Source organism: Beijerinckia sp. 28-YEA-48 (assembly GCF_900104955.1).
In the GTDB taxonomy this organism is placed as follows: domain Bacteria; phylum Pseudomonadota; class Alphaproteobacteria; order Rhizobiales; family Beijerinckiaceae; genus Terripilifer.
In genome coordinates this window covers 338,536-365,100 of the sequence record NZ_FNSI01000002.1, presented here as the reverse complement: position 1 = coordinate 365,100, position 26,565 = coordinate 338,536, and the positions used below count along the sequence as shown (strand labels likewise).

The window sequence follows — 26,565 nt, the reverse complement described above, 5'->3', positions numbered from 1 at the left end:
ATATCTGGATGAATCGTTTTTTCCTTTGTGCCGCGGTGTTGACGCTGGCGACGCACGCCTTCGCCGCCGATCCGTTGAAGATCGGGATGATCACCACCCTTTCGGGGCCAGCCGGTTATCTGGGGCAGGATATCCGCGATGGGTTTAATCTGCGGGTTGAGATCGAGAATGGGAAGCTTGGCGGCGTGCCGGTCGATGTCATCGTTCAGGACGATGCCCTGAAACCGGGTCAAGGCAAGCAGATCGCCGAACGGATGTTGAAGACGGATCATATTCGTCTATTCACGGGCATCGCATTTTCTAACGTGTTGGAAGCTGTTGCGCCAGATATCTTGGATGCGAAGGCCGTCATCATCGGCGCCAACGCGGCCCCGTCGTCCTATGCTGGCGCGGACTGCGACGCGAATTATTTTGTTGTCCCTTGGCAGAACACGGCGGTGCACGAAGCCGTTGCGAGCAATGCGAACGATTTGAACTTCCAAAAGGTTTTTATCGTCATGCCAAACTATCAGGCAGGGAAGGACGCCGTCGATGGCTTCAAGCGCTATTTCAAAGGTAAGGTCGTTGGAGAAATTTACACCCGCCTTGACCAGACCGACTTCTCGGTTGAATTGACCCAGATTCGTGCCGCCAAGCCGGACGCCGTCCTAGAGTTTCAACCGGGCGGATTGGGGATCACCTTCATCCGCCAGTACCAACAAGCCGGGCTTGAGGCTTCGATACCGCTCATCGTCTCGGCACAGGCCATTGATTCTCATATTCTAGCGGCAGTCGGGGACGCGGCGGTTGGTATCAATGTCTCGACGCACTGGAATAGCGATTTTGAGAATGCAGCGAACAAGTTGTTCGTCACAGAGTATACGAAGAAATACGGTCGTACGCCCAGCATCTATGCCAGCCAGGGATATGACACCGCTGTCGCCATTTCAGCGGCGCTGAAGCAGAACGGTGAAAAATTCGGCGACGTTACGTCCTTTCGCAAAGCGATGCTGAGCGCAAAGATCGAGTCCATCAGGGGCAATTTTCGCTTCGGAAAAAATCAGCACCCTGTTCAGGATTGGTGGGCGGCCACCGTGGTGAAGGGCGAGGACGGCAAGCCGAAGCTTGTGACGCGGAAGAAAATCATGTCCGACTACGGCGACAGCTTCGCCGCGTCGTGCAAAATATAGTCGAAAAGAGCGACCAGTGCTGTGCGAGAACGATTCCCGCATGGCCGGCGGTACCTCGCGCAATACCGTTTCAGGCGTTCTCCATGCGGTGGGTACGAAGGTTCCAGCGACGACGGTCTTCGAAAATCTCGGGCTGTTCTTGAACCAGGGTCGGTTGCGATGGTGAATGGCATCGGCGGCGACATCATCCAGACCAGCGGCAATGCGCGCTTCGAGAGCGGCTCCATCTAGTGATCGACATCGGCGCAGGCGCGTCGGACCGGTTCATTGCGGTGGGGGCGCGCGCACATGGCACGACATCCATAACAGCCACTCCGTCGCCTTCATGGGCTTCAACGACGCCTTGCGCGGCCATTGTGATGCCCGCACCTCCCCAAGGGTTCGGGGATCTCGGCTATCGGATCGATGCGGGGCGCTTCGGTTTCGAGTCCTTCGCCAATCTGGCTTACGTCGACCTGAGCACCACGGCTTCCAGGAGATGGGCGGCGCGGCGGCTGTGACGGGCCAGGGTAGAACCAGCAGCGTTACCTTCTCGACGCTGGGGCTGCGCGTCGCGAGCCAGTTTGATCTGGGTGGCATGGCCTTGACGGCGCGTGACACCTTGGGCTGGCGCCATACCTTCGGCGGGATGACGCCGCAGGCGTCTTCGCCTTCGCCGGCGGCGAGCGGTTTGCCTTCTCCGGTATCGCCATCGCGCGAAACGCGACGGCGGTAGGGCTCGATGTACAGATCACAGCGGCGGCGAGGCTTGGGATCAGCTATACTGGCTAATGCGCTGGACCGTACCTCGCGCTGAGAGGCGTTGGATCGGGGCGTCGTGCGAGAGAATGACGAACTGCGTTAGAAGGGTGATTGGCAATTTTAGCTCCACTGCAGAAATAATATACCTGTCGTGTTCTTTACTCTTGGCGGTTTCCACGCGAGACGTTCTGCGATCAGCTTTCTGGACTGACGAATAGTGCACTTGTCGTATTCCTAACTATCATACAGGTGGGATGCTCAAACGCCCTTAAGGGCCCGACTATTGAGTTCGCTGATTGTCGATTGGCACACCTAAGAAGGGAACGACAGGGAGATCGCAGCGACTGCTCAGTCCGAATTCGACACGAACGCGGCTCAATGCGTCGAGCGAGGTCGTTCTTGCAAGCCAATTTGCCGATGGCGTCACAAAAAGCGTTGAAAGGGACCAGCGGGCGCATCGTGGCAAACTCGAAGCTGCAGACGCAGTTCAAACAGGAGGGCGCCGATTTGATGGATGCGCGATCCATCGATTTCAAGGCGGAGTAGGCATGCCCGCCGAGGGGCATACGAGATCTAACCAGCGCGGCACGAACGGCGAGTGATCTCAATGATCCTCGCCGAATTCTTTCGCGGAATGCAGGCCATGTTGCCAGAAAGGCCTGCCGACATCGTCGATTCCTTGCACCCGCTCATCGACAAGACGTTGAATTAGAGCGTAGCTTGTTTTTCCGCGAGACGGCTCCGCTTCTTGTCGGTCCACTCCTGTAGATGCTGATGTGCCGATTTGGCGGCTTCAGCCATGTAAGCATCATCCACGGTCCAGCAGGTAAGCTCGACCCGCAAACCATTTGGATCGAAGAAGTAAATCGAATTCAGCGTGTGATGATCGGTGATCCCTAAAACGGAGATACCGGCTGCTTCCAGCCGCTTCTTGTATGAGACCAATTCATCTTTCGTGGCGACTTCCAAAGCCAGGTGATTGACCCAGGCAGGGGTATTTGCCGAAGGTTCGGGGGCGACGTTGTCGCCCAGATCAAAGAACGCTACGAACGAGCCGTCGTTCATTTTGAAAAAGAGGTGGCAATAGGGATTATATTCGCCAGTCGAGGGTACATGGTCTTCGCGCACGATGTGGGCCAGGGGAAGCCCGAGAATATCCTCGTAGAAGTGACGTGTTTCCTCGGCGTCACGACACCGATAAGCGAAATGATTGAGCTTCTGGATCGCGATGGTCATGCATCTCTCCTTAAGGCTTCGACATGATGCGAGCGAGTGAAAGACTTAAAGGCTCTTGGCGAAACTGAGCAGCCGATCAGCTGTCTCCGTGATCAGGTCCGTGCGGCCTGCCAGGTAATGATCGCCCCCTACGAGACGGTGGCGCTGTATCCGCCCCTTCGCGGCGCCTGCCCATGTGTCATTGTCGCATGGAAAGATGGAAGGGTCAGCCGTATGTTCGAAGAGCAAAACCGGAATGCTGGTCCGCGCCAGGTTGCTCGGTCCGTCGCCACGGCTGCGCGGTGACCACTGGCTTAAATAGCCTGTGAGCGAGGTGTAACGCCCCATGCTGTTGGCCGCATAGTTGAGTTGGCGGGGAGGTCCCCAGATGGTGATGCCGGGCGTACGGTCGTTCGGATCGATCGTCGGATCGAGGTTGCGCGGGTCAGCCAACGTGCGGTGGATGACAAAGGCCATATCGCGCGGCCCATCCGGCATGGAGCGCAGCTGACGCAGTTTGGCGTCGACCCAGGTGGTGATCCGTTCGACACGCTGTTTCTGCGCACGGCGGTATTTGTCCATGAAGGCCGGCGAATAGGCCGGGCCATTGGCAGGATTGAACATGTCGAGCGCCGGGTCGGTCGCAAGCAGGTCGTTCTCGTCGATCATTGAGGGGTCAAGCCAGGTCTCGATGATGCGAGAGCGGCCGAGATGGGCGGCGCTCAAGGCGACGCCATTGGCCGGCGGCATGTCCTCGGGAAACTGCTCGATCGGATCGCCAGCCGGCGTCGCCGTGATGTCGGGATTTTCGGCCTGGGCCTGATAGAAGCTCACCAGAGCGCCGCCACCGGAGTTGCCGATGAGCAGAACGCGCTCAAATCCCTGGCGGCGCAGCCAACTGACGCCGGCGCCGAGATCCTGGATGGCGCGTTCGAGGATCAGAACGGAATCGTTGCCGACATAGCGGGTGTTCAGGCCTAGCGTTGCGATGCCGCGTTCCGCCAGGGGTTCCAAGAGATAATGGGCGTGAAAATTGGAAGTCGGATGAATGACGATGGCAGCACAACGAGCCCCAGCGGGACGTCTGAAGACGCCCCAGATGCGGGGATTCATCATCTGTAGCCCGGATTGACTCTCCTGCATCGCACCTTGGCGAACAGTGATGCTGACCAATTCAGGCGTCATGCTTAGGCTCCTGTTGTTCTTGGGCGGCCGCGTAACCCGCCGCTGCCTTGTCAATAAATGCCGTCGCCCGGGCGACGTCCGTCATGTCCTGAAGCAGCAGCATGGTCAGGCGCGCCAGGACGGCGTTGGTGTTTTCTTCGCCCGCATCGGCAAGGCGTTTACATAATGTTGCGTAGAGATGTTCCAGGTCGTCCCGCGTCATGCTGAAAGCGCCTCCGTCTTGTGGCTCGTTGGCAGGCATTTCAGCGCGGCTTCAAAATGATGCGCCTGAGCTTGCTTCCAGCGCCCCATGACGTGGCCGTCGGGGCGCACGAGATAAAGGGTTCCAGGCTGGGCATCATAAAGGGTGAAAAGCCGCCCGGTTTCGTCCTGTGCGGACATGTCTTCCGGCGCTGCGGCACCGCGTGATAGTATGCGCACCGCGAGTGGAAATTTTTCGCCAAAGCTTTGGCAGGCTTTTTTGAGCGGTGCTGGCATTTCCGCTGTTTCGCCAAAATACAAAGCCGTGAAATGTGGGCCCAGCAGATCCGTCAGATGGCCATTCACGACGCTGCCATTCCGACCAATGCGCAGAGGGCATTCCGGCAGGACGGCACCGGGCACGGGGCCGGCGGCGAATGCGCCGGGCTCGTCGGTCATCGTCAACGGAGATTCAGTCAGTGGTGTGGCCGCATGCTGACGTGGAATGATGAGCTCGCGCAAGGCGGGTGTATCCTGAGCCAGCGACAGAACCGCGTCGCGGATGATGCGATGCGGCGTTGTCGGCGGCGACATGAATTCCGCACCCTGGGAGGCGTATCGCATATTGCCCAGCGCGGCGAAGTGCCGTTCGGCTGAGAAGCCGTCGAGCAGTTCGTCATTGGTCAGGCCTTTGATGACGAAAGCTAGCTTCCAAGCTAGATTATGCGCATCCTCAACCGCCGAATTCATGCCGCGAACACCGAAGATCGGCACCAGATGAGCCGCGTCGCCGCAGAACAGGACGCGCCCGTAGCGATAGCGCTCCAATGTCAGCGCGCTGGCTCGGTAGAGGCTGATCCAGACCGGTTCCCAGGAGCCCGTGATGCCGATCATGTCCAGATGCTTCTGGACGCGCTTCAGCACTTCTTCCGGTTTTGAGGCCCAGGCCTCCTCTTCCTCGCTGATCTGGTAGTCGAAGCGGATCATGCCACGCGGCTGCTTGTACATGAGCAACGTGCCGCCCGGCAGGGATGGCGGGTTGAACCAGCAATGGCGGCCGGCCCGGATGCTGTCGTTGTCGACACGAATGTCGATAATCACATAGCGGCCAACATGCCGCTGTCCCTGCATCCGCAGGCCGAGTTCCTTGCGCACGGTGCTCTGTCCGCCGTCGCAAGCAATCAACCAATCGGTGTCGAGTTCGTAGGCGCCGATGGGTGTTTCAACCGCGAGGCGTGCCCCAGCGTTCGACGATGTGACTTTGGTGACACGTGTCTGCCAGCGGATGTCGATCAGGCCGTCTTTGCGCTCGGCTTCCTTGACCATGCAATGTTCGATATAATTCTGCAGTTGGCTGATCGAGGGAGGGAACTTCTGTGTTTCATCCCCGGGCAGCTGCAAGCGGGCAATCTCGGTCAGACCGAGAAATGTCCAGGCTTCATTCCAGCGCAGGCACGTATCGAGAACGGCATCGGAGACGCCCAAGCGATCGAATATCTCCATGGTTCGGCGGGTGAAAGCCCCGGCGCGGCTGCCGGTGCAGATGGTTTCATCGGCTTCCAGAACGACGCTTGGAATTCCATAGTTTGCGAGGCCCAAGGCCACGGCAAGCCCGGTCGGCCCGCCGCCGGCGATCACGACCTTATGGCGCTTCCGCTCTTGTCCGTTCTCCAGATCGGGCAGGGCCGCGGCGTGGTGCTCATACGGAAAATACTCGGAAAATGTCGCTTCCACAGCGCTTCCCTATTGCTTGATCACTTTCGAAAAGATGCTGGTTCGGTCGTGACCGAACCAGCGCATTGAATCGCTTATTGATCCCGGCTCAGCGCGGGGCTCCGGTCATGATGTCGCCGGTCGGCGTCAACACGCCGCCGCGCACCGTCACGATTTGCATTTGGGTGATGGGGAAACCGTTGGTCGAAGCGGTGTTGAAGGTGATGCCCGGCAGCAGGTAATCGTTCTGCTGCTTGTCGACCTTCCGCGCGATTTCCATCAGTTCGGCGCGCTGGCCGGTCTTGAGTTGTTCAAGAAGCTTCACGAACGCTTCACCCAAGACAGCGCCCATCGGCTGCGCGGTGGGATCGAAGCCAGCACCGAAAAATTTCGCCATCGCGTCCTGGTAGGTCTTCATGGCATTGTCGTTCTTCCACTGCTCGGACGTCGGGTCCTTCAAATAGACAGCGCTGACGACACCTTCGATCATCGGTGCCGGCAGACGCTTGAGCAGGCCGGATGACGCGGTTGAGGTTTCAACGAGACGCAGAGGCGACCAGCCGATTTCGCTCGCCTTCTGCAGAGCTTGGGCTGCCGGGCGGCCGACGGCGAAGTTGAGGAAGACGTCGGCGCCGCTGGCCGCCAGTTTCACGATTTGCGAGTCGACGGTGGTGTCGGTGTATTCATAGCTTTCCGCCGCAACCACTTTTGCATTGCTGCCGGCCAGAGCGCGTTTCATGCCTTCCAGGCCGTCTTTGCCGTATTCATCGTTGGCATAAAGGATCGCGACCTTGGCGTCGGGCTTCACCTGTTTCAGATAGGCGCCGAAAATGCCGGTCTGCGTGGCGGGGACAGGCGGGAAGCCGATGGTCCACGGCCGTGCTTTGGGATCGGCGCCCCAGGCCGTCGCCGCGCTCAGAAGGTAAAGATGTGGGACCTTCTTGGCGTTCATATAGTCGACGATCGCCTGGTTTTCGTTGGTGCCGAAGACGCCGATAATGGCGAAGACTTGGTTTTGATCGACCAACTCGCGGGCGCCCGAGACAGCACGTGAAGGCTGGCCCGCGGCATCAATGACACGAAAGGCGATCTTTCGCGTCTTGCCGTCCGCCATTTTCACGCCGCCCTTTTCATTGATGTATTTGAAATAGGCGTCGATCTGGCGGTTGTAGATCGAGAGCGGAGCCGTCGGGCCGGAGAGCGGCGCGATCGTGCCGAGGGAAACCGTATCGTCGGTAATGCCTGGAGAGCGCGACTGCGCCGATGCCGGCGTGCCAAGCAACGAGATGGATAAGCCAAAGGCTGTCACAAGAAGAGATTTATGAAGCATTTCCCAGTTTCCTGCTTGCACGACGATGAGAGGAGAAGAAGTGCGGGAGCGATTGCACGCCCCGCATCAGGCGGCTGGGGAGGCTGACAAGCCCGCCAGGCAACAACAGAATGGTGAAAACGACGGCAACGGCGAAGCAAAGACCGGAGAGCGCCGGATCGATACGGCCAGTGTAGATCGGCAGAACGACAATGAAGAGGCTGCCAATAATCGCGCCCCATTCGGACGTCTTGCCTCCAATTACGAGCCCGATGATCAAGAGCGTGGCGAGGCCGATGGTGAAGTTCTCGGGCGCGACATAGCCGACCGTGATCGTGAAGCAGCTGCCCCCCAGTCCGGCGAGCAGGGTGCTGAAACCGAATGCCGCTACTTTCAATCGCGCAATATTGACGCCAAGAGACGTGGCAACCAGTTCGTTCTCTTGAATTCCGCGTAGGGCGCGTCCCAGCCGGCTGTTTCTGACTGAATAGGTGGCGATGAAACTGGCAATCGTAACAAGCAGCGCTACATAGTAAGCGCGCTGGTTGGCATCGATACCGAGCCATTCCGGCGGGTCCGGAAGGATCACGTTGATGCCGCGCACGCCATTAGTGAGCCAATCGAAATATTTGATGATCTGCGGTGCTGCGACGGCGATCGTCAAAGTGAGCGCGGCAAGAAAATGTCCGCGCAGCCGCAGGCTCGGAATGCCGACCAGCACGCCGAGGGCGAGCGACAAAATGGCGGCGACCGGGAACGTCGCCCAATAGGGAAAGTCGTATGTCTTGACGAGAACCGCCGTGGTGTAAGCACCCAGGGCGAAGAAGGCGCCGTTTCCCAGAGCGAGCTGTCCAGCAAGGCCCGTGATGATCACTAGGCCGAGCACGGCCGGGGCGTAAGAGAAGGCGGTCGCAAGCTGGAATGTCGCAAAAGAACTGACGACGAACGGCGCCACGATGGCGAGGACGAGCACGCCGGCGGTGCGCATCCAGCTTCCAATGTTGGATTGAGGCATCATACGCGCACCGTCCATTTCCGGCCGAACAATCCTTGTGGCCGCAGCGTCAGGATGGCGATGATCGACAGAAGCGGAATGCAGACACGCAGGTCCGAGCCGACAAGATAGCTTCCGGCGAGATTTTCCAGGACGCCGATGCCGAGACCTGCAACGACCGCGCCCACTGCGCTGTCGAGCCCGCCAACCGTGGCGGCCGCGATCGCAAAGATAATGATCCCTTGCATCACGTTGGGATCAAGGAACAGCCGCGGCGTGACCAGTACGCCGGCCAAGCAGCCAAGCGCCGCGGCAAGGCCCCATCCCAGCCCGAGCATGGTGCCGGGATTGATGCCCAGGATGCGGCAGGATTCTCCGTTCGAGACGGCAGCGCGCATCATCAGCCCAAGCTTGGTGTGCGAGAACAGGAAGTGAAGAACGAGGCAGATCAGCAGAAGAACGAGTAGGGTGCCGATCATCTGGTAGCTGAGTGCGTTGCCGCCGATCCTGAGCAGGCCCTCCGGGAACAGGGTCGGTATGCGCTGGACTTGATAAGACCAGATCAAGCCGGCGGCGGCATTGATGCCGATAAACAAGCCCAGCATGATGACGACAGCGGTCAGAGGTTGACGGCTCGCCGGCGAACGAAACAGCGCTCGCTCGATCAGCATGCCACCCGCCAGGGAAAATGCCATGGCGATCAGGACGGCCAGGAAAAGAGGAAGTCCCAGGGTCAGCGCGCTGAACGTGATGTAGGTTGAGAACATCGCGATCTCGCCTTGAGCGAAGTTGATCAACCCGGTCGAGCGATGAACGAGAACCAGTGCCAGAGCTAATGCGGCATAAATGGCGCCGCTTTCCAGGCCGTCGATGATTTGCTGCAGAAACGAGGTCACTTCGGCTGCCTTTGTTGCAATCACATACCTAGATAGATGCGGCGAATCTGATCGTCGTTGACGACGGCGGAGGCGGCGCCTTCGAAGGCTATGGAGCCCGTTTCGAGGACATAAGCCTTTTGGGCAACGTGCAGCGACAAAGCCGCATTCTGTTCGACGATCAGCATCGTCAGGGCGCGTTCGACGCGCAGACGATTGAGCGCGGCGAAAATCTCTTCCGTCAGCTTTGGCGCCAGGCCAAGCGATGGCTCATCAAGAAGCAGAAGCTGTGGCGATGCCATCAAAGCGCGGCTGATGGCCAGCATCTGTTGCTCGCCGCCGGACAGGCTACCAGCGAATTGTTTGCTCCGCTCTTTCAAACGGGGAAACAGATCGAAGACCATTTCAAGGTCGGCCTGCACACCGCTCCGGTCTCTGCGCAGGGCCGCGCCCACGGCAAGATTGTCCTTGACCGTCAGATCGTTGAAGGTGCCGCGCCCCTGCGGGACATGGCCTATGCCGGCCCGGGCGATGCGTTCGGCGGACCAGTTTGAAATGTCGCTCCCATCGAAGCGGATGACGCCATGGCGCCAGATCAATCCAGAGATGGCGCGCAGTGTCGTTGTTTTGCCGGCGCCGTTGACGCCGAGAATGACACAGGCTTCACCTGCTGTTACCTTGAGCTGCACGTCGCGCAGAACCGTGATCGGACCGTAGCCGGCGACGAGATGTTGCACCTGCAGGAGGCTCATGCGGCGCTCCCGAAATAGACGGAGGCGACTTCTTCGTTTCGCTGAACGTCCTGGGGTGTTCCGTCCGCGAGAACGGCGCCCTGGCTCATCACCACCACATGGGTGCAAAGATCCATCACCATGCGCATGTGGTGCTCGACCAAGAGAACAGTCAGGCCGCGATCGGCGCGTAGGCGGCGGATCATCTCTCCGAGCTCGTCGACCTCGCCATGGCTGAGCCCGCCGGCTGGTTCGTCGAGCATGAGAAGCTTTGGCGATGACATGAGGGCGCGGGCGATTTCCACCCGTTTGAGCGAACCATAGGGCAGGTTCGCTGCCCTCTCATCGGCGAGATGGGCCAGGCCAACTTCCGCTAGGCAGGCGAGCGCTTCGCTCCGTAGCCGCTGCTCTTCCTGGCGGGCGGACGGCAGCCGAAACGAGATCGCCAGAAAGCCCGATTTCGAGGTGGAATGCCCGCCGAGCAGAACGTTCTGAAGGACTGACAAGTCTCCATACAAGCCGACGTTCTGAAACGTGCGGCTGACGCCGAGATACACCACGTCACGCGGCGGGATTTCGCTGAGCGAGCGGCCGGCGACGCAAATGTCGCCGCTGTCGACGGGAACCAGGCCGTTGATGCAATTGAAGAGGGTGGTCTTGCCGGCGCCGTTCGGGCCGATCAAGCCACAGATTTCTTGCGTATGGACACGAAAAGAGACGTCGCGGAGCGCGGCGATGCCGCCGAAGCGGACGCTGATATTTTTGACGTCAAGGAAAGCCTCGCCCGGCTCCATCGCCGCGAGTTTTTGGCTCTTCTTATGTCGTTTGAAGGACTCCTCCATCCCTCGCCTCGTCACTTATCATCGTTATTTTGTCGATAATATAACGATATTATATCTTCATTTTCTTATTATCAAGATGTTTGTACGCCTTGAAGTGGAATGCAGACGCCTGAGAACAGAGGAAAATGTGGGTAGCGACCGCATATTTCCAAAATATCTTGGGTTTATCCAACGTTAGGGCAACTTCTCCGGTCGCGATGAGGCCTTCATGCTAGAATTAAGTCGGTAATTTATCTGCATCAGATTGATAATTTATCGGGAAAATGACAGTTTAAAGGGAAGCTATGACAAAGATCAAAGATCCGACCATCGAGACGAAGCTCCATGAGCCCATCGTTTCCTCCGCTCACCTCGCAGAGGGTGGTTCGCCCGCGCTCTCGGAGGTCGAATTCGGTCTCATTCTCGCCGTTCATGCTTTCGATCGCTGGATTGTCCGCTGTATGGCCGCCTCAGGCGTGCCGAACCTGTCGCGGCTCGAAGTCTTGATTCTGCATATCGTTCGCCATCGGGGGCGCCCGAAGAAGTTCGCAGACATTTCCCTCATTCTCGACATCGAGGAAGTTCATCTGGTCACTTACGCGCTGCGTAAGCTCGAGGCGCAGGGGCTGGTCAGCACGCAGCGCCAAGGTAAGGAAAAGCTTGTCGCCGTGACACAGCACGGCGCCGAGGTTTGCGCCCGTTACGCAGGCGTGCGCGAGCAATTGCTGGTCAAGCCGTTGCGCACGTCTGGCCCGTCCGAAGAAGCGCTTTCCGGGCTGGGCGAGATGCTGCGCGCAGTGTCCGGCTATTACAATCAGGCGGCCCGATCCGCAGCTACGGTGTGACCCATGAAGCGTCGGTCCGCTGTCGGCGCAGATATGAAGAAGTGGCGTCAGCCACTCGCTCACGGAGTTGATATCTATCATGCAGGCTGAGGAAAAAGCGCCCCGTTACATTGGCCACGCCGTTGCAAGGCTGGAGGATGAGGCGCTGTTGCGCGGCCAAGGCTGTTTCGTCGACGATATCGAATTGCCCGGGATGTTGCATGGTGCCTTTCTGCGCAGTCCGCTCGCTCATGGACGTATCCGGTCGATCGACACGGCCGCCGCCAAAAGCCTGGACGGTGTGCGCGCTGTCCTTACCTACGCCGACCTTCGTGCACTCCTGACGTTGGATCGTATCCCGCTCGCCATGCCGTCGGCGGCCATCCGCTACCAGGTCGATCCCTTCGTGCTCGCCCGCGACGAGGTTTGCCATGTCGGCGAACCCATCGCTTTGGTCATCGCGACAAGCCGCCATATCGCTGAGGATGCAATCGGCTTGATTGCGCTCGATCTGGAAGCCTTGCCGGTGGTAGTGGATCCACGCAGTGGGCTCCAACCGGACGCGCCGCGGGCGCGGCTCGAGTGTGCCGACAATCTGGTTGCGCGGACCAAAGCTCAGTATGGTGATGTCGATGGTGCCTTTGCTCGTGCGGCACACGTCATCCACGAACATTTTCACCTCCACAAGGGGGGAGGGCACTCCATCGAGCCGCGCGGGCTTGTGGCGCGTTACGAACCGATGGAGCGCCTGCTGACCGTTTGGGACAGCACCCAGATGCCGCATCAGGCCAAACGGATATTTGTCGCAACGCTGGGTCTCGATGAGACACAGGTGCGCGTCGTCGCCCCGGACGTTGGCGGCGGCTTCGGGCCGAAGTTCATTTTTTATCCTGAAGAGCTGGCTGTTGCCGCGGCTGCGGTTTTGCTGAAAACCCCGGTCAAGTGGATAGAGGATCGGCTTGAGAGTTTCACCGCAACGACCCAGGAGCGGGATCAATACTGGGATATCGAACTGGCGGCTGACAAGGATGGCAAGCTCCTTGGGATTCGCGGCCACCTCATTCATGATCACGGCGCCTATACGCCCTATGGCATCGCGCTGCCCTACAATTCCGCGACCAATCTGCTCGGGCCCTATGTCCTTCCAGCCTATCATCTCGACATTTCGCTCTGCCTGACCAATCTCGTTCCCGCCACGCCGACGCGCGGCGCGGGGCGGCCGCAAGGCACGTTCATCATGGAACGCCTGCTCGATCGCCTGGCCAAACAGCTCCATGTTGACCGTGCCGAGATTCGCAGCCGCAATCTCATTCAGCCGGACCAGATGCCCTATCGGACTTCGCTGACCACGCGGGATGGTGGCGCGATGATCTACGACAGTGGCGACTATGTAGAGTGCCAGCGGCGCGCACTGGAACTCGCCGGCTGGTCCGACTTCGAGGTGCGCCGAGCCGAAGCTCGGCGCCAAGGCAAGCACCTCGGCATTGGGCTTGCCAACTATGTCGAAGGCTCCGGACGCGGGCCATTCGAAAGCGCGGCGGTGCGGATCGGCCCATCGGGCAAGGTCATTGTCAGCACCGGCGCGGCGGCGCAAGGGCAGGGCACGGTGACCATGCTCGCTCAACTGGTTGCCGAAGTGCTGGGTGTGTCGCCGGCCTCTATCTCCGTGATCGCGGGCGATACCTCTGCAAGCGCGCTTGGCCTTGGGGCTTTTGCCAGCCGGCAAGCCGTGACGGCGGGCAACGCTGCGCATCAGGCGGCCATCCAGATTCGCGAAAAGATCTTGAAGGTCGCCTCCGAGGCGTTGGAAGCGTCACCGGACGACCTCGAACTCGAGGACGGCCGCGTATACGTGAAAGGTGTTCCGGGGCTTGGCCGCAGTTTTGCGCAAATCGCGACATCGTTGGAAGGCATGCCCGGTTTCCCATTGCCGGCCGGGATGACACCAGGGCTCTCCGCCGTGATCGATTTTCAGCCGGCGGCTTTGACCTATTGCAACGGCACGCATATCGCCGAAGTCGAGGTCGATGCTGCGACGGCGACCGTTCATGTGCGGCGCTATGTGGTGGTTCACGATTGCGGCCGCCTGATCAATCCGATGATTGTCGACGGTCAGGTGGTGGGCGGGGTCGTCCATGGCATCGGCAGCGCCTTATACGAACGCATGATCTATGGTGAGGATGGCCAGCCTCATACGGGCACCTGGGTCGACTATCTGATGTGCACCGCCGATGTGTTGCCCCGGATCGAGGTGCACCATATGGAATCTCCAACGCCCCTCAACCCGCTTGGGGTCAAGGGCGCCGGCGAAAGCGGCACGATCGCAGCGCTTGCTGTCGTTGCATCGGCCGTCGAGGACGCTCTGCGGGACGAGAACGTCAAAGTTTGTGAACTACCGATCACGCCCGCACGTTTACATCGGCTTCTGCATCCCAAGACGATGGCCGCGACATCATGAAATCATCGCCTTTCACCTATCATCGGCCGGCGTCCCGGGCGGAAATGCTGTCGTTGCTGCAGACGCTCGATAATGCTCGCTTGCTCGCCGGCGGCCAATCGCTCATGCCGATGCTCAATCTGCGTATCGCCGCGCCGGACCACCTCATCGACTTGAACAGTGTGGCCGGCCTTGGCGATATCGAGGTCGCAGAAGGGCATCTGAGAATCGGCACGATGGTGCGGCAACGGGCTCTCGAACGGTCCGATCTCGTGAACCAACATATGCCGATTTTTGGCGAGGCATTGCACCACATCGGGTTTCAGCAGACGCGCAACCGTGGCACGGTCGGCGGCAGCATTGCCCATATGGACCCGACCGCGGAGCTTCCCGTGGTGGCGCTTGCAACGGATGCTATGTTTGTCCTCGAAAGCGTGCGCGGACAGAGAGTCATAGCGGCGGAAACCTTGTCGACCGGCTATCTGACAACCCAGATCGAACCAGACGAGGCGCTGGTCCGCATCGACGTTCCCATTTGGTCGCAACATCATGGCTGTGCTTTCGAGGAAGTGACGCGGCGCGGCGAAAGCTTCGCGATCGTCTCCGTGGCCGCTCTGGTCGAACTCAGCCCGGAAGGCGCTGTCGCTCGGGCGGCCATTGCCGTTGGTGGCCTGGTCGAGGCGCCGCAGCGTGTGAAAGCCGGCGAGGCCGCTTTGATCGGTCATCACCCGAGCGAGGACGATATTCGGGCTGCAGCCCAGGCGGCGGTGGCACTTCCAGCCGACAGCGATATCTATGCGCCGGCTGACTACAAGCAGCATTTGGCGGGCGTGTTGAGCGAGCGGGCTCTGCGCCGGGCCATCACTCGGGCTGAAAGCAAAATGCATGTCTGATCGCCACACCATCACAGTGCGCGTCAATGGTGCGGAGCACCATGTAACCGTTGAGGCGCGAACGCATCTTGCAGACATGCTCCGGCATCAGATTGGTCTGACGGGCACCCACATTGGCTGCGAACACGGGGTCTGCGGCGCCTGCACTGTTCTGCTGGATGGAGCAACCGTCCGTTCCTGCCTGCTTCTGGCGGCGCAGGCCGATGGGCACACGGTTGAGACAATCGAAGGCGTTGCCAAATCGGACGAAGACCTCCACCCCATTCAGGTGGCGTTGGCCAAGCATCATGGCTTGCAGTGCGGATATTGCACGCCTGGCGTCGTCATGACATTGGTCGAGCTGCAACGCGACTTGGAAGGTCAGCCGGTCGACGAAGCGACTGTGCGCCATGCTTTGGCAGGCAATCTCTGCCGCTGCACCGGCTATCAGGGCATGGTCGATGCAGCATTGGCCGTTCTCAATGAACAGCGGAAATAGCTGACCAGCGCCAATAACCAATCCCCAGACGCTCGATTTGGTGCCCCATGAAAATTGCCATTCCTGATCTGATATCGAACTCCTATTTTCCTGCTCTCGCCGCCATCGAACTCGGCTTTTTCGCGGAGCAGGGGCTCGATGTTACCCATGAGCTGATTTTTCCGGTCGACAAGGCCTATCGCATGCTGCGCGATGGCGAGGTCGATTTTGTTGCCGGCGCTGCTCATGCGGCGCTTTCGGCTTTTCCGGATTGGCAGGGCGTCAATCTCCTCTGTGCCTTGTCGCGAGGGATGTACTGGTTCCTCGTGATGCATAAAGATTTCGCAGCCAAGCGCGGGGAACTCGATGTCATCAAGGGCAAGCGGATTGGCGCTGCCCCTTGGGTCGATATGGGCCTGCGCGCGGTGGTTCGCGATGCGGGATATGATCTTGATCGTGACGGGATCGAGATTGCTCCGCCGCCGATGATGCCGGGCGTGGGGCCTAATTTCGGTCTTTCGGCGGCACGGGCCTTGGAAGAGCGAAAGATTGACGGTTTCTGGGCCAACGGCATGGGCGCCGAAGTGGCGGTGCGCCGTGGCATCGGCGATGTCGTTCTGGATGTCAGGCGAGCCGATGGCCATCCAACCTGGTTCTACGCGACATTCGCCACGCTCGCGACGACGGCTCGAATGGTGGAAACATCACCGGAACGCGCAGCTGCGATGGTGCGCGCCATCGACCAGACTCATGCCGCCCTTAAAAAGGATGTTCAGCTAGCAGCGGCCGTCGGCCGGAAGTTCTTTCCGCCTGAAGAGGCGGAGCTGATCGCTGGCCTCATTCAACGCGATCTTCCTTACTACGACAGCCAGATCTCGAGCGAAGCGATCGAAGGGCTGGAACGGTTCGCACAAGGATCGGGGCTCGTGCAGGGCGGAGCGCCGATCAAGACCTTCGCGACTACGGTTCCGGCGGGTGACCGTCAGGCTTGACGCGATGCTTCAGCATCTCCGGTATGGCGAAGAACTTGCGGCGGGGCGCGCCGTCGGAAGCCGCGATCGTTTCGGCGTGCTCAATTTTCTTCCAGTCGGCGAAATCGGTCCATTGCACTTGTTGCCGATCAAGGATCTGCTGCAATGCCTGGAAGCCGGGTTTGCCGCCGATGCCAGTTTCCGCGCGGATGCGCTCGGCGACTTCCTCACCGTCCAGCCGGTTCGTGCCGATTTTCCCTGACGGTCCCCGCTTCAGCCAGCCGACGACATAAAGGCCCGGAGCGACAAGGCCATCCACGTTCTCGAGACGGTTGCCTGCGGCGGCAACCGCGAGATCGCCGATGGGACGGGCCTGGTATCCGATGGCCGCGACGATGAGCCCGCACGGCACGTCGAACGTCTCACCGCTGCCCACGACGCGGCCGTTATCGACCTGCGTGCGCTCGAAGCGGATCGCTTCCACGCGCGTCTCGCCCAGGACGCGGATTGGCCGCGCATTGAATTGAAAGCGAATGCGGCGCGGCCGGGACGTCGCATCTTCCTTGGCGAAAGCCTGGAAGCATTCGAGGTTCTTGGCTTTCAGCCGCCGTTCCCGTGGTGGCAGATTGTCATCCAGCGCCGCCGGAATCTGCGCCGGTTCGGCTAGGGCGACGACATCGTGCAGTTCGCCGAGTTCGCGCAATTCAACCGTGGTGAATTTCGCATCCAACGCGCCCCGCCGGCCGACGATATGGACGTCGGCGATTTGCGAGTTGCGAAGCTGCTGCAAGGCGTAATCGGCGATGTCGCTCGTTGCCAGATCTGCCGGCGGCCGCGACAGGATGCGCGCGATATCGATCGCGACATTGCCGTTGCCGATGACGACGGCGCCTGCCTGATCCAGTTGCGGGTTCAGCCCCGCATGTTCGGGATGAGCATTGTACCAGCCGACGAAGGCGGCTGCGCCATAGACGCCGGGCAGTTCGGCACCGGGAATATCGAGAGCGACATCGTAAGGCGCGCCGCTTGCCAGTACGACCGCATCATAAATTTCTCTCAACTCGACCAGGGAAACATCACGGCCGATCTCGACGTTACCGATAAAACGGACATTCGGCAGGGCGGCGATGCCGTCGAATGTCTCCTGGATTTTTTTGGTCGCCTGATGATCGGGCGCGACCCCGGAACGCACCAGGCCATACGGCGTCGGCAGCCGGTCGATCAGATCGATCTCGCAGTCCGGACATGCGGTCGTGAGGGCTTCTGCCGTGTAGAAGCCGGCCGGGCCCGCGCCGACAATCGCAAACTTGCGTGTCGCGCCGTTGACGGAATGTGTCATGGAGAGCGCCTTTGCCGGTCTGTTCAGCCGCCAGTTCTCAAATGGGGATCGGGCACCGTTCGCACTGAACGTCGAGCGTCTTGACGTGCGCGATGAATTGCGCGGCCCGCTTGATCGTCACGTCTAGAACGGCTTTGCCGATTTCGGCGGTAGCAGCGGCCGGATTGGAATAAGTGCCGTGCCCCTGGGTGCGCTTGTAGAACTCGGCCGCGGTCGGCTGATTGAACGCGATGTTCTGATCGAGCGGCGGATCCATCGGAAGATTGCTGGCAAAGTCGGCGAGCGGATGATCGGGCAGGGTCATGATCTTGTCGACCCGCACCAGCTCGGGGTGAGCATGCAGCATGAAGGACGTTTCGACATTGCCGGCATGATGGGAGGCATCGCGGCCATTGCCCGCCGCTTCGCACACTTCCTTGCGGGCAATCAGATGGGTGTCGATGATCGCAACATAGGCGCCGGTCTTGAATCTCAGTTTCGCCATTGCGATCTGCATCGGCGGAAGATTGGCGACCCGGTTGCCGTTGACGAAAATGATCTTCTTGAAGCCATGGGAGATCAAGCTTTCTCCGATATCGACGCAGACCTGCGTGAGAGTTTCCGGCCGCAATGTGATGCCGCCCGGATAGGCCAGGTGATGCGGCGACCAGCCGAAATGCATGGGCGGCGTCACCAGGACGCCTTCCTGCTTCGCAACGGCTTCCGAAACGTCGCTTGCCCAGGCGGTATCCACCAGAAGAGGCGTGTGATGGCCGTGCTGTTCGGTGGCGCCGACCGGCACCATCACGACGCTCTGCCTCTCAAGATATTCCGCAATATCCGGCCATGTCAGCTCGTGGAGCCAAACGCTTTTTGCCATGATTCTCTCCTCGGGGCTCAGTATGCCGGCTTTAGCGTGATGCAGGCGTCGGGTCGAATTCGTTTTCGAGCTTATCCTCTGCACCGATCCAGTCATCGGCGTCGTCGGGCACCGTGCCGGGCTTGCGGATTTTGGGCCAGAGGGCGGCATATTTGCGATTGAACTCGACCCATTTTTCGGCGCCAGGCGCTGTGTCGCGCATGATCGCTTCGGCCGGACATTCTGGCTCACAGGCGCCGCAGTCGATGCATTCTTCCGGATTGATGACCAGCATGTTGGCGCCTTCGTAAAAACAGGTCGCGGGGCATGACTGGAGGCAGTCTTGGAATTTGCAGCGGATGCAGGAATCTGTGACGACAAAGGTCATAAGCAGGTCCTTTTTGGGCGAGAACCAGAATTATTTGAGGATCGCGGAGAGATGCTCTTTTGACGGCGCGATATCTGTCACCAGATCGCGGATGACATCCTTGTCCTCCAGGGGCTCGATCTTGGCGCCCTTGGGAGTCAGTCGAGCGGTGCAGGCATAGGTGACAGAACCGTCGACCATGAGGGAGCATTCCTTGCAGGCGTTCGCATTGATGCAGCTGTAGCGAATCGCCAACGTCGGATCGACATGAGCACGGATCCACATCAGCGCATCGAGCACCGACATGCCCTCGACATAGGGGATGCTGAATTCCTGAAGTTGGAGGCCGGTTTCTTGCGTTCCACGGGCGACCAGAAGAGGAACCTGTTCTGTCATCAGCCTATCCGATCCCTAAACGTGTTTGGCTTTGGCGAGGGGCGCCCATCGCGATGCAATGGCGGCTCCTTCGAGGCGGAGGATTTGGTTGCGCTCGAAATCCGTGCTGGTTTCGGGATAGTCGAGGCGCTGATGGGCGCCGCGGCTTTCCTGACGATTGAGCGCCGCGAGCGTGATCATTTCCGCGACCTCGAGGGAACTGCGCAACTCGAACCATTCCTCAACCGTCGTGTTGAAGACCTGCCCTGGACTGAGCTTCACATGCGCCATATCGGTCGTGCGCATGCTCCGCAACCGCTCCAGTGCCTGTTGCAGGCTTTCCTGCGTGCGCGACAGCCCAACCTTTTCCCACATCAGTGTCTGCAACTCGCCCCATAGCTTGGTCGTTCCCGCCATTTCATTGGCGGATCCAGCTTCGGCGCGATGGTTGATTTCGGCGATCTGAGTGAGAATGGCCGCTGCGGCCCGATCATCCCACTGCTGCTGAACCGCTCCGACTTCGGCGGCGGCGAAGCGGCCGGCGCGCTCGCCAAAGACCAGCGCTTCGGGAATGGCATTGCCGGAAAGGCGATTGGCGCCATTGGCGCCGCCGACGGCCTCGCCCGCAGCGTAAAGGCCAGGAACGGAGGTTTTCATCTCGCCATCGACGCGGACACCGCCCATGTGATAGTGCGCGATAGGCGCCACCTCGACACATTGCTTGGTGAGATCGATGCCGTTCTTCGCCAACACGTCGATGGTCGGGCCAAAAGCAGCGCGCAGATCAGCTTCCGGCACATGCATGAAGCTCAGATAAGCACCGCCCGCTGGCGAGCCTCGTCCTGCTTCGTTTTCCTTGACGATGGCATAGGCGGTCACATCGCGTGGCGCCGTATAGACACCGCTGTCTTTCAGCCCATAGTTTTCGAGGAACTCCTCCATGCGTCCGTTCAACAGACGCCCGCCGAGCTTGTAGCGGAACGGATCCCACATGATGGGGTCCATGCCGACGAGGCGCGGCGCAAGATGTCCGATGGGGAAAAACTGCGGGAATTCCATGTCGATAAGATCGGCGCCGGCGCGCAAGGCGAGCGCATAGGCATCGCCGTTCATGTTGGTCGAGGCGCTGTTGCGTTGGAACAGCTTGGTCAAGCCACCGGCGGCGAGAATGGTCGCCTTGGCGTTGATGGTCACCGTGCGCCCATCATCCACATTGACGCCGACAGCGCCGACGACACGGCCGTTATGAACGACAAGGTCGCGGATCGCCAAGCCGCTGACGCGTTTGAGCGTGCGCACGCGCGAAACCTGGGTGCGCAAAACTTGGGCGACAGCCGGGCCAGTGTTGAGAATGTCGACATAGACGCAGCGCGGAACGCTATGGCCGGGCGCTTGCACGCCATTGATGCGTCCCTCAGCGTCGCGGGCCCAGCCGACATTCCAGCCATCGAGTTCGCGGATGCGCTCAGGCGCTTCGCGGCACAGGATGCCGGCGAGCTCTTCATTGCAGATGCCGCGGCCGGCTTTCAGCGTATCTTCGAGATGAAGTGACCAGCTGTCCTCGGCCTGCTCGCCCAAGGCAGCGGCCACAGTCATCTGCGCCATGATCGTCGCGCCGCCTCGGCCGACGAGGCTCTTGTCAACGAGCAGCACTGACGCGCCAGCCTTGGCGGCTGTGATTGCGGCGGTCATTCCGGCCGCTCCAGCCCCAATCACCAGAACGTCGGTTACAATATCGGGCATCTGTGCCTCCCTGCTACCGTGGGTGTTAGATAACCGTTCTTGACATGTCAAACTAAATTATTTGAAATGTCATTGGACAGGAAGCAGCGGAGGCGTTATTGCGCCAAAATCAGAAAACTGCACTGGGGAAATGATGCGTGCGGACGCCGAAAGTCTTCCGAAGAAATCGCTCAACGAAGAGGCTTTTGAGCAGATCAAACACGACATCGTCTGGTGCAAGCTTTCGCCTGGCGAGGAAGTTAGCGAAGCTCGGCTGACGGGCCTCTATGGTTTTGGCAAGGCGTCCATCCGTCGCGCCCTGTCGCAGCTTGCCCAGGAAGGATATGTGATCCCGATTCCTCGATCTGGGCATCTGATCACGCCAGTGACGCTGCAGTCGGTCAAGGAAGTGTTCGAGCTGCGGATGTTGATCGAGCCCGTGGTGATGGAAAAGGCCTGCGGCCATGTCGATGCCGCCCGGCTGCAGGCTCTAAATGCCGAATGCGCCGTTGGCTATGTTCCCGGAGACACGGTGAGCGAGGGCCGTTTTGTTGCGGCCAATCGGGCCTTTCACATGGAGATCGCCAACTGCTCCGGCAACTCCCGCATGGCCAACTCCCTATCGCAGATCATTGATGAAATGACCCGCTTGCTTCATCTCGGCTTCGTCTTGCGCGAACGGCCGGAAGAATTGCATCAGGAGCACGATACCTTGATCGAAGCCCTGTCTAGCGGCGATAAACCACGCGCTCGCGCCATCACCGAGGCGCATATCAACACCATTCGCACCTTGGTAGTCGAGGGCATCATCAAGCATACGAATTTAAGCGGAACCAGTATTTCACGCGCCAAAGCTTGATACCAAGCATGATCCCTGCCGGAGGATAGGCGCGATGGAGAGCAGGAAATAGTGAAGGAGAGCCGCTGAACAAAAGTGTGCAATGTCGAATGTTGATCAGCACGTCGATCCTGTCATACCAGGCTGCGATCACCCGGCCGCATGGCGCCTCCCGCTGACAGAAGAACAATGAGACGCCGCGACTCTGGATGTCGCTTGGCCAACAGCTCGATGCGCTGCTGAGCGCGTCCCGTGCGGTCACGACTGAAATAGCCGCAAGTTTCGACGCCGATCTGCAACCGGCGACCTACCAGATCGTCCAATGGCTTCACGCCTTCGGGGCCGCCCAGGCGAGCCATGTCGCGGACGCGTTGCGCAGCCGGCCGCCTGGTGCGGCAGCTCAAGCAAGCCGGAATCGTCAAGTCCCGTCCCGATCCGGCTGACAGCGCGGAGTGATGCTGTCCCTGACAGATCAGGGCTCGAACAAGATGCGCGCCGCGATCAAGTACAAGGGCGAAGTCTTTCGCCGTCTTCTCGACAGCTGGAGCGAAGCCGACCTACGTATTTTCACGAGCTTGCTGCGTCGCTTCAACACCGGCAAAGCCGATGACTAGCTACGGTCTTTGCCTACGCATCCGCCCCATGGCACCGGCGCGCGACGGTCATCAGACGACAGGCTGTGTCTCAAGGCGGGCCAGCAGGTGCGTCGTAAAGAAGGGCGTCAATTTCCGATCGCGGCGTTCACATGCTCCGCAGGCTTCTTATCATCGATGCGCGGGAAATTCGTGGTGCTTGAGTTCGTGGCCCCGGCTGGGAACGGCGTGAGGTTTAGGAACTATTCCTTTTAACGAACGCGTTCGATTGCCTAATTTTGTTGGGCTTTCAGCGAGCCCAGAGGAAGCCTCTCAAGAGCTGAATCTTTGATCTAACGCCCGGGACAGGGAGCACCAATTGGTGCCGGTTAAGTTGGCATTGACTGGTTAAATAAGTAGTATTACTGTTTAATCAATAAGAAACGATGTTCAGGGGCGAGCATGAGTATCACGTCTGCCTTAAAGAGGGCTGGGCAGGTGGCGGGGAGCCACTTGGCCATGGTGACAAACGATACGAGCATATCGTGGCTTATGTTGAATGATCGCGTCGCAAGAATCGCGGGGGGCTTGCGGGACGAGGGTATCGAACCTGGAGATCGTGTCTGCGTTCTGATGCTCAACCGACCCGAATTTCTCGAAATCCACTACGCAACAGCGTGGGCCGGCGCGATCCTGGTGCCGCTCAACTTCAGATTCGCGGCCGCCGAACTGCGCGATGCCATTCGTAAAACCAACTCCCAGCTGCTGATCGCCGATCCATTTTTTGCCGAAACGGTCCGACAGGTTTGCCAGGAGATTGATACGTTGCGGGTGATTTGGACCGGCGGCGAGGACATGCCGCAGGCCGATCGCTATGAGCGCCTTCTCGAAGCCGATGCCATCGAGGATTTGAGTACCGGGCAAGACCAGTCGGTGGCCGGCATTTTCTTCACCGGCGGCACGACCGGTTCGCCGCGCGGCGTGGCGATTTCCAGCGCCAGTCTTCGCGTCGAGTTTCTCGAATTGCGCCAAGCGCTCGAATTCGATCGTAGCAGCATCTACGTCCACATGATGCCGATGTTTCATCTCGCAGACTTCGGCATGGGCAGCGCTCTGACTTTGGCCGCAGGCACCCATTGCTTCCTGGAGCAATTTACGCCGCAAGCCTGCCTCGATCTGATCCGGCGGTATCGGCCGACGCATCTGTGTCTCGTGCCGACCATGGTGTCGATGGTTCTTGATGAAGCGCAGGCGCAGGCTTCCAGCGGCGGCAGCGCGATGGATCTGCTGTCGAGCGTCAAGATGATCGTATATGGCGCGGCGCCAATGACACCGGCCTTGATCGAGCGGCTTCAAGAGGTCGTGCCCGGTGTCAAGCTGCGCCAATTTTATGGCATGACCGAGTTGGCCGGCGCCTGTGTCACCCTGGCGCCGGAAGATCACGATCCCGCGCCCGACAAGGTTCATCGGATGCGCAGCATCGGCCAGTCGATGGCGACGTCCGAAGTCAAGATCGTGCGCGAAGACGGATCGACATGTAAAGCCGATGAAGCCGGAGAAATTCTCGTCCGTGGTCCCCTCGTCATGCTCGGCTATTGGGAGGACCCGGAAGGCACCGCCGCCGTGCTAAAAAATGGCTGGATGCACACTGGTGATGTCGGCAGCATAGACCTGGATGGTTTCATCAAAATCCATGATCGCACCAAGGACATGATCATCTCGGGCGGTGAGAACATCTATTCGCTCGAAGTCGAGAATGCACTGGCGCGCCATCCAAAAGTGCTGCAATGCGCGCTCGTCGGCTTGCCCGATGAGAAATGGGGTGAGCGGGCTCATGCTGTTGTCGTCGTGCGCTCCCCGGATGTGCAAGACAGCCTCTCCAAGGATTTCGAGACGCACTGCCGTGGGCTGATTGCCGGCTATAAAATCCCCAGAAGTTGGACTATTCGCAGCGAGCCGCTGCCGCTCAGCGGCGTCGGCAAGGTCCAGAAACAGAAACTGCGTGCGGAGATTATCGCCAATGCGGGTTGAGACGGAAGAGCTTCGGATTTTTCAGGATCACGTGCGGCGCTTTGTCGAACGCGAGATCAGCCCGTTTCACCGCCAATGGGAACAGCAGGGCATCGTGCCGCGCGATCTGTGGCTGGCCGCCGGTCGTGCTGGCATTCTGTGCTGCACGGTCTCGGAAGAATTCGGCGGCGCCGGCGCCGATTATGCCGCCAGCGCCATCGTCACCCATGAACTGGGGCGTGCGGGCGCAACAGGGCCGGGCTTTATCATTCATTCGGAAATGGCCGCGCCCTATATCCAGAAACACGGTAGCGCCGCGCAGAAGCAGCGCTGGCTGCCCGATCTGGTGGCCGGCAAGGCGATCGCCGGCGTGGCGATGACCGAACCTTCCGCCGGCAGCGATCTGCGCGGCATCAAGACACGGGCGAGGCCGACCGCTGATGGCTATGCCCTCAGTGGCCAGAAGGTGTTCATCTCCAACGGGCAGCTCGCCGATGTGCTGATTGTCGCCGCCAAGGTGGAGGGCAGCGGGCGCCTGTCTCTGTTCCTGGTCGACACCACGTTGCCAGGCTTCAAGCGCGGTAAGAATCTTGAAAAGATCGGCTGCCATGCGCAGGACACATCGGAAATCTTCTTCGGCGATGTGCCGCTCGGTGAGGCCGATCTTCTCGGCGGTCTTGGCGGCGGCTTCGATCTCTTGAAGGAGGGACTCATTCGCGAACGCTTGACCGTCTGCATCTCCTCGCAGGCACGGGCCGAGGCCTGTTTGGCGACAACAGCGGACTATGCCAAACAGCGCGAACTGTTTGGCCAGAACCTTCTGTCGTTCCAAAACACGCGCTTCAAACTGGCCGAAGTCAAGGCGGACCTGCTGGCTGGCCGGGCGTTGGTGGATCGGTTACTGGCCAGTTATCTTGCCGATGACATCGACGGCGTGGATGCGGCCGCCGGAAAGTTGTGGGTAACTGAAATGTTGGGGCGTACCGCGGATACCTGCCTGCAAATTCACGGTGGTTGGGGGTACATGCTAGACTTCCCGATCGCCAGGGCTTTCGTAGATGCGCGGGTCGATCGGATTGCTGGGGGCAGCAGTGAAGTGATGAAAGAGATTATCGCGCGGGCGATATGATACACGATGCCGCAAATCGCGGTCGATCCGGCACAGTCCGATTTCGGCGGTGAAGCGGAACGGGGTTGGCCGGGCCTCCTGAGCCAAGTCGGGGATCGACGTGAAAGCAGCAACGAAGCGGAAAGCTAAACCGAAGATCGCCGAGGCGCCCAAAGTCGTCAAACGCGGACGGAAAGACGCGCAGTCGTCTCGGACTTCTCGTGACGGTTTGTTGCAGACGGCTGTCGAACTCTTCGCCAAGTTTGGCTTTGATGGTGTTTCGACTGGCGACATCGCCGCCGCCGCAGGTTACTCGCAAGCGATCATTCATTATCATTTTGGCTCGAAGGATCAGCTTTGGCGCGAAGCGCTCACCTTCCTGATGCATGATCTCGATGCGCGCTTTCCGCTCGACAAGAACGAGCTGCGGGATTTGAAACCGTCCGATCGGCTGCGTGTCATCGTCCGGCGCTTCATTGCGCTGTCGCACTATAACGCCGATCTGGCGAGCATCATGATGCGCGAGACATTGGCCGACAGTGATCGCCTGAAATGGCTGATCAGCCGCCACTTTCAAAAGCGCGTCGATTTTCTGGATGAAACGATCAAGGAGCTGATCCAGGCTGGAGAAGCCAAGGACATTCCTTCTTATCTCGTGACGCAGAATATCTTGACCACGGCCTCCATGATGTTTTGCCTGGCGCCGATGATCAAGCTCGTCCATGGCGTTGACGTCAACGACAAGAGCCAGGGCGGCGCCATTTCCGATGCGCTGCTGCAGCTGTTTCTAACGGGTCTCCTGAAAAACTAGTAGGTGTTGCGGCAAAGCTCGCGCTGACGATGAGCTTCGGCCTCGCATCGAACGGTCGTGACAAAAACTG

General features: G+C 59.7%; 28 protein-coding genes. 13 read left to right on the top strand and 15 right to left on the bottom strand.

Annotation, left to right across the window (positions count from 1 at the left end; translation table 11 throughout):
- The first annotated feature begins 8 nt into the window (after positions 1–8).
- From BLW50_RS29565 to BLW50_RS30810, 3 genes are all read left to right on the top strand, one after another.
- Positions 9–1,169, top strand: coding sequence for an ABC transporter substrate-binding protein (locus tag BLW50_RS29565; RefSeq protein WP_090710592.1), 1,161 nt, complete (start codon positions 9–11; stop codon positions 1,167–1,169).
- 359 nt (positions 1,170–1,528) lie between these two features.
- The gene (locus BLW50_RS31210; protein WP_244544526.1) at positions 1,529–1,669 is read left to right on the top strand and encodes a hypothetical protein; all 141 of its coding nucleotides are present in this window, start codon (positions 1,529–1,531) and stop codon (positions 1,667–1,669) included.
- Positions 1,670–2,309: 640 nt separating this feature from the next.
- The gene (locus BLW50_RS30810) at positions 2,310–2,456 is read left to right on the top strand and encodes a hypothetical protein (RefSeq protein ID WP_170850462.1); all 147 of its coding nucleotides are present in this window, start codon (positions 2,310–2,312) and stop codon (positions 2,454–2,456) included.
- 162 nt (positions 2,457–2,618) lie between these two features.
- Here BLW50_RS30810 and BLW50_RS29555 read toward each other — a convergent pair whose 3' ends face one another.
- From BLW50_RS29555 to BLW50_RS29515, 9 genes are all read right to left on the bottom strand, one after another.
- Entirely contained in the window at positions 2,619–3,146 is a 528-nt protein-coding gene (locus BLW50_RS29555; RefSeq protein ID WP_090710588.1) for a VOC family protein, read from the bottom strand.
- A 45-nt stretch (positions 3,147–3,191) separates the two neighbouring features.
- Positions 3,192–4,310 carry an alpha/beta hydrolase family protein gene (locus BLW50_RS29550; protein ID WP_090710585.1) on the bottom strand — a complete coding sequence of 373 codons (1,119 nt, stop codon included), beginning with the start codon at positions 4,308–4,310 and terminating at the stop codon, positions 3,192–3,194.
- Entirely contained in the window at positions 4,300–4,512 is a 213-nt protein-coding gene (locus BLW50_RS29545) for a hypothetical protein (protein ID WP_090710583.1), read from the bottom strand. Before BLW50_RS29545 ends, BLW50_RS29550 begins: the two co-directional genes overlap by 11 nt.
- Positions 4,509–6,224 (bottom strand): FAD-dependent monooxygenase, encoded by a 1,716-nt coding sequence (locus BLW50_RS29540; protein ID WP_090710581.1) that lies wholly within the window; start codon positions 6,222–6,224, stop codon positions 4,509–4,511. The genes BLW50_RS29545 and BLW50_RS29540 overlap by 4 nt, the downstream gene beginning before the upstream one ends.
- A gap of 88 nt (positions 6,225–6,312) precedes the next feature.
- Positions 6,313–7,533 (bottom strand): ABC transporter substrate-binding protein, encoded by a 1,221-nt coding sequence (locus BLW50_RS29535; protein ID WP_090710578.1) that lies wholly within the window; start codon positions 7,531–7,533, stop codon positions 6,313–6,315.
- Positions 7,523–8,500, bottom strand: a complete 978-nt coding sequence (locus BLW50_RS29530; RefSeq protein ID WP_170850461.1) for a branched-chain amino acid ABC transporter permease — start codon at positions 8,498–8,500, stop codon at positions 7,523–7,525. The genes BLW50_RS29535 and BLW50_RS29530 overlap by 11 nt, the downstream gene beginning before the upstream one ends.
- Before the next feature lie 26 nt (positions 8,501–8,526).
- Positions 8,527–9,402 (bottom strand): branched-chain amino acid ABC transporter permease, encoded by an 876-nt coding sequence (locus BLW50_RS29525; protein WP_090710899.1) that lies wholly within the window; start codon positions 9,400–9,402, stop codon positions 8,527–8,529.
- Positions 9,403–9,422: 20 nt separating this feature from the next.
- Positions 9,423–10,133 (bottom strand): ABC transporter ATP-binding protein, encoded by a 711-nt coding sequence (locus BLW50_RS29520; protein WP_090710573.1) that lies wholly within the window; start codon positions 10,131–10,133, stop codon positions 9,423–9,425.
- On the bottom strand, positions 10,130–10,954 hold the full coding sequence (locus BLW50_RS29515; RefSeq protein ID WP_244544525.1) for an ABC transporter ATP-binding protein: 825 nt from the start codon (positions 10,952–10,954) through the stop codon (positions 10,130–10,132). Before BLW50_RS29515 ends, BLW50_RS29520 begins: the two co-directional genes overlap by 4 nt.
- A 284-nt stretch (positions 10,955–11,238) precedes the next feature.
- On the opposite strand from BLW50_RS29515, the gene BLW50_RS29510 reads away from it, so the two are divergent.
- The 5 genes from BLW50_RS29510 (at position 11,239) to BLW50_RS29490 (ending at position 16,536) form a co-directional block, all read left to right on the top strand.
- A complete protein-coding gene (locus BLW50_RS29510; protein ID WP_090710571.1) occupies positions 11,239–11,778 on the top strand; it encodes a winged helix DNA-binding protein in 540 nt (179 codons plus the stop codon).
- Positions 11,779–11,857: 79 nt separating this feature from the next.
- Positions 11,858–14,215 carry a xanthine dehydrogenase family protein molybdopterin-binding subunit gene (locus BLW50_RS29505; protein ID WP_090710569.1) on the top strand — a complete coding sequence of 786 codons (2,358 nt, stop codon included), beginning with the start codon at positions 11,858–11,860 and terminating at the stop codon, positions 14,213–14,215.
- Entirely contained in the window at positions 14,212–15,087 is an 876-nt protein-coding gene (locus BLW50_RS29500; RefSeq protein WP_090710566.1) for an FAD binding domain-containing protein, read from the top strand. Before BLW50_RS29505 ends, BLW50_RS29500 begins: the two co-directional genes overlap by 4 nt.
- On the top strand, positions 15,080–15,565 hold the full coding sequence (locus BLW50_RS29495; RefSeq protein ID WP_090710563.1) for a (2Fe-2S)-binding protein: 486 nt from the start codon (positions 15,080–15,082) through the stop codon (positions 15,563–15,565). Before BLW50_RS29500 ends, BLW50_RS29495 begins: the two co-directional genes overlap by 8 nt.
- 47 nt (positions 15,566–15,612) lie before the next feature.
- The gene (locus BLW50_RS29490; RefSeq protein ID WP_090710561.1) at positions 15,613–16,536 is read left to right on the top strand and encodes an ABC transporter substrate-binding protein; all 924 of its coding nucleotides are present in this window, start codon (positions 15,613–15,615) and stop codon (positions 16,534–16,536) included.
- Here BLW50_RS29490 and BLW50_RS29485 read toward each other — a convergent pair.
- The 5 genes from BLW50_RS29485 to BLW50_RS29465 are packed head-to-tail and all read right to left on the bottom strand — an operon-like array spanning position 16,505 to position 21,177.
- Positions 16,505–17,854 carry an FAD-dependent oxidoreductase gene (locus BLW50_RS29485; RefSeq protein WP_090710559.1) on the bottom strand — a complete coding sequence of 450 codons (1,350 nt, stop codon included), beginning with the start codon at positions 17,852–17,854 and terminating at the stop codon, positions 16,505–16,507. The two genes, BLW50_RS29490 and BLW50_RS29485, sit on opposite strands and share 32 nt — an antisense overlap.
- A 37-nt stretch (positions 17,855–17,891) precedes the next feature.
- A complete protein-coding gene (locus tag BLW50_RS29480) occupies positions 17,892–18,713 on the bottom strand; it encodes a creatininase family protein (protein WP_170850460.1) in 822 nt (273 codons plus the stop codon).
- Positions 18,714–18,744: 31 nt separating this feature from the next.
- Entirely contained in the window at positions 18,745–19,080 is a 336-nt protein-coding gene (gene fdxA / locus BLW50_RS29475) for a ferredoxin FdxA (protein ID WP_090710554.1), read from the bottom strand.
- 30 nt (positions 19,081–19,110) lie between these two features.
- Positions 19,111–19,455, bottom strand: coding sequence for a 2Fe-2S iron-sulfur cluster-binding protein (locus tag BLW50_RS29470; protein WP_090710552.1), 345 nt, complete (start codon positions 19,453–19,455; stop codon positions 19,111–19,113).
- Between the two features lie 15 nt (positions 19,456–19,470).
- Positions 19,471–21,177 carry an FAD-binding protein gene (locus BLW50_RS29465; RefSeq protein ID WP_090710550.1) on the bottom strand — a complete coding sequence of 569 codons (1,707 nt, stop codon included), beginning with the start codon at positions 21,175–21,177 and terminating at the stop codon, positions 19,471–19,473.
- Between the two features lie 61 nt (positions 21,178–21,238).
- Here BLW50_RS29465 and BLW50_RS29460 point away from each other — a divergent pair, with 61 nt between their 5' ends.
- Complete coding sequence (locus tag BLW50_RS29460; protein WP_139267782.1) at positions 21,239–22,015, top strand: GntR family transcriptional regulator; 777 nt, start codon at positions 21,239–21,241, stop codon at positions 22,013–22,015.
- 113 nt (positions 22,016–22,128) lie between these two features.
- Here BLW50_RS29460 and BLW50_RS30805 read toward each other — a convergent pair whose 3' ends face one another.
- Positions 22,129–22,353, bottom strand: a complete 225-nt coding sequence (locus tag BLW50_RS30805; protein ID WP_090710543.1) for a hypothetical protein — start codon at positions 22,351–22,353, stop codon at positions 22,129–22,131.
- 96 nt (positions 22,354–22,449) lie between these two features.
- Between BLW50_RS30805 and BLW50_RS30800 the strand changes: the two genes are divergently transcribed.
- The 4 genes from BLW50_RS30800 (at position 22,450) to BLW50_RS29440 (ending at position 26,495) form a co-directional block, all read left to right on the top strand.
- Positions 22,450–22,608 (top strand): hypothetical protein, encoded by a 159-nt coding sequence (locus tag BLW50_RS30800; RefSeq protein WP_170850459.1) that lies wholly within the window; start codon positions 22,450–22,452, stop codon positions 22,606–22,608.
- 420 nt (positions 22,609–23,028) lie between these two features.
- Positions 23,029–24,597 carry a class I adenylate-forming enzyme family protein gene (locus BLW50_RS29450; RefSeq protein WP_090710540.1) on the top strand — a complete coding sequence of 523 codons (1,569 nt, stop codon included), beginning with the start codon at positions 23,029–23,031 and terminating at the stop codon, positions 24,595–24,597.
- Positions 24,587–25,705 (top strand): acyl-CoA dehydrogenase family protein, encoded by a 1,119-nt coding sequence (locus BLW50_RS29445; RefSeq protein ID WP_090710536.1) that lies wholly within the window; start codon positions 24,587–24,589, stop codon positions 25,703–25,705. Before BLW50_RS29450 ends, BLW50_RS29445 begins: the two co-directional genes overlap by 11 nt.
- 100 nt (positions 25,706–25,805) lie before the next feature.
- A complete protein-coding gene (locus tag BLW50_RS29440) occupies positions 25,806–26,495 on the top strand; it encodes a TetR/AcrR family transcriptional regulator (RefSeq protein ID WP_170850457.1) in 690 nt (229 codons plus the stop codon).
- Positions 26,496–26,565: the final 70 nt, after the last annotated feature.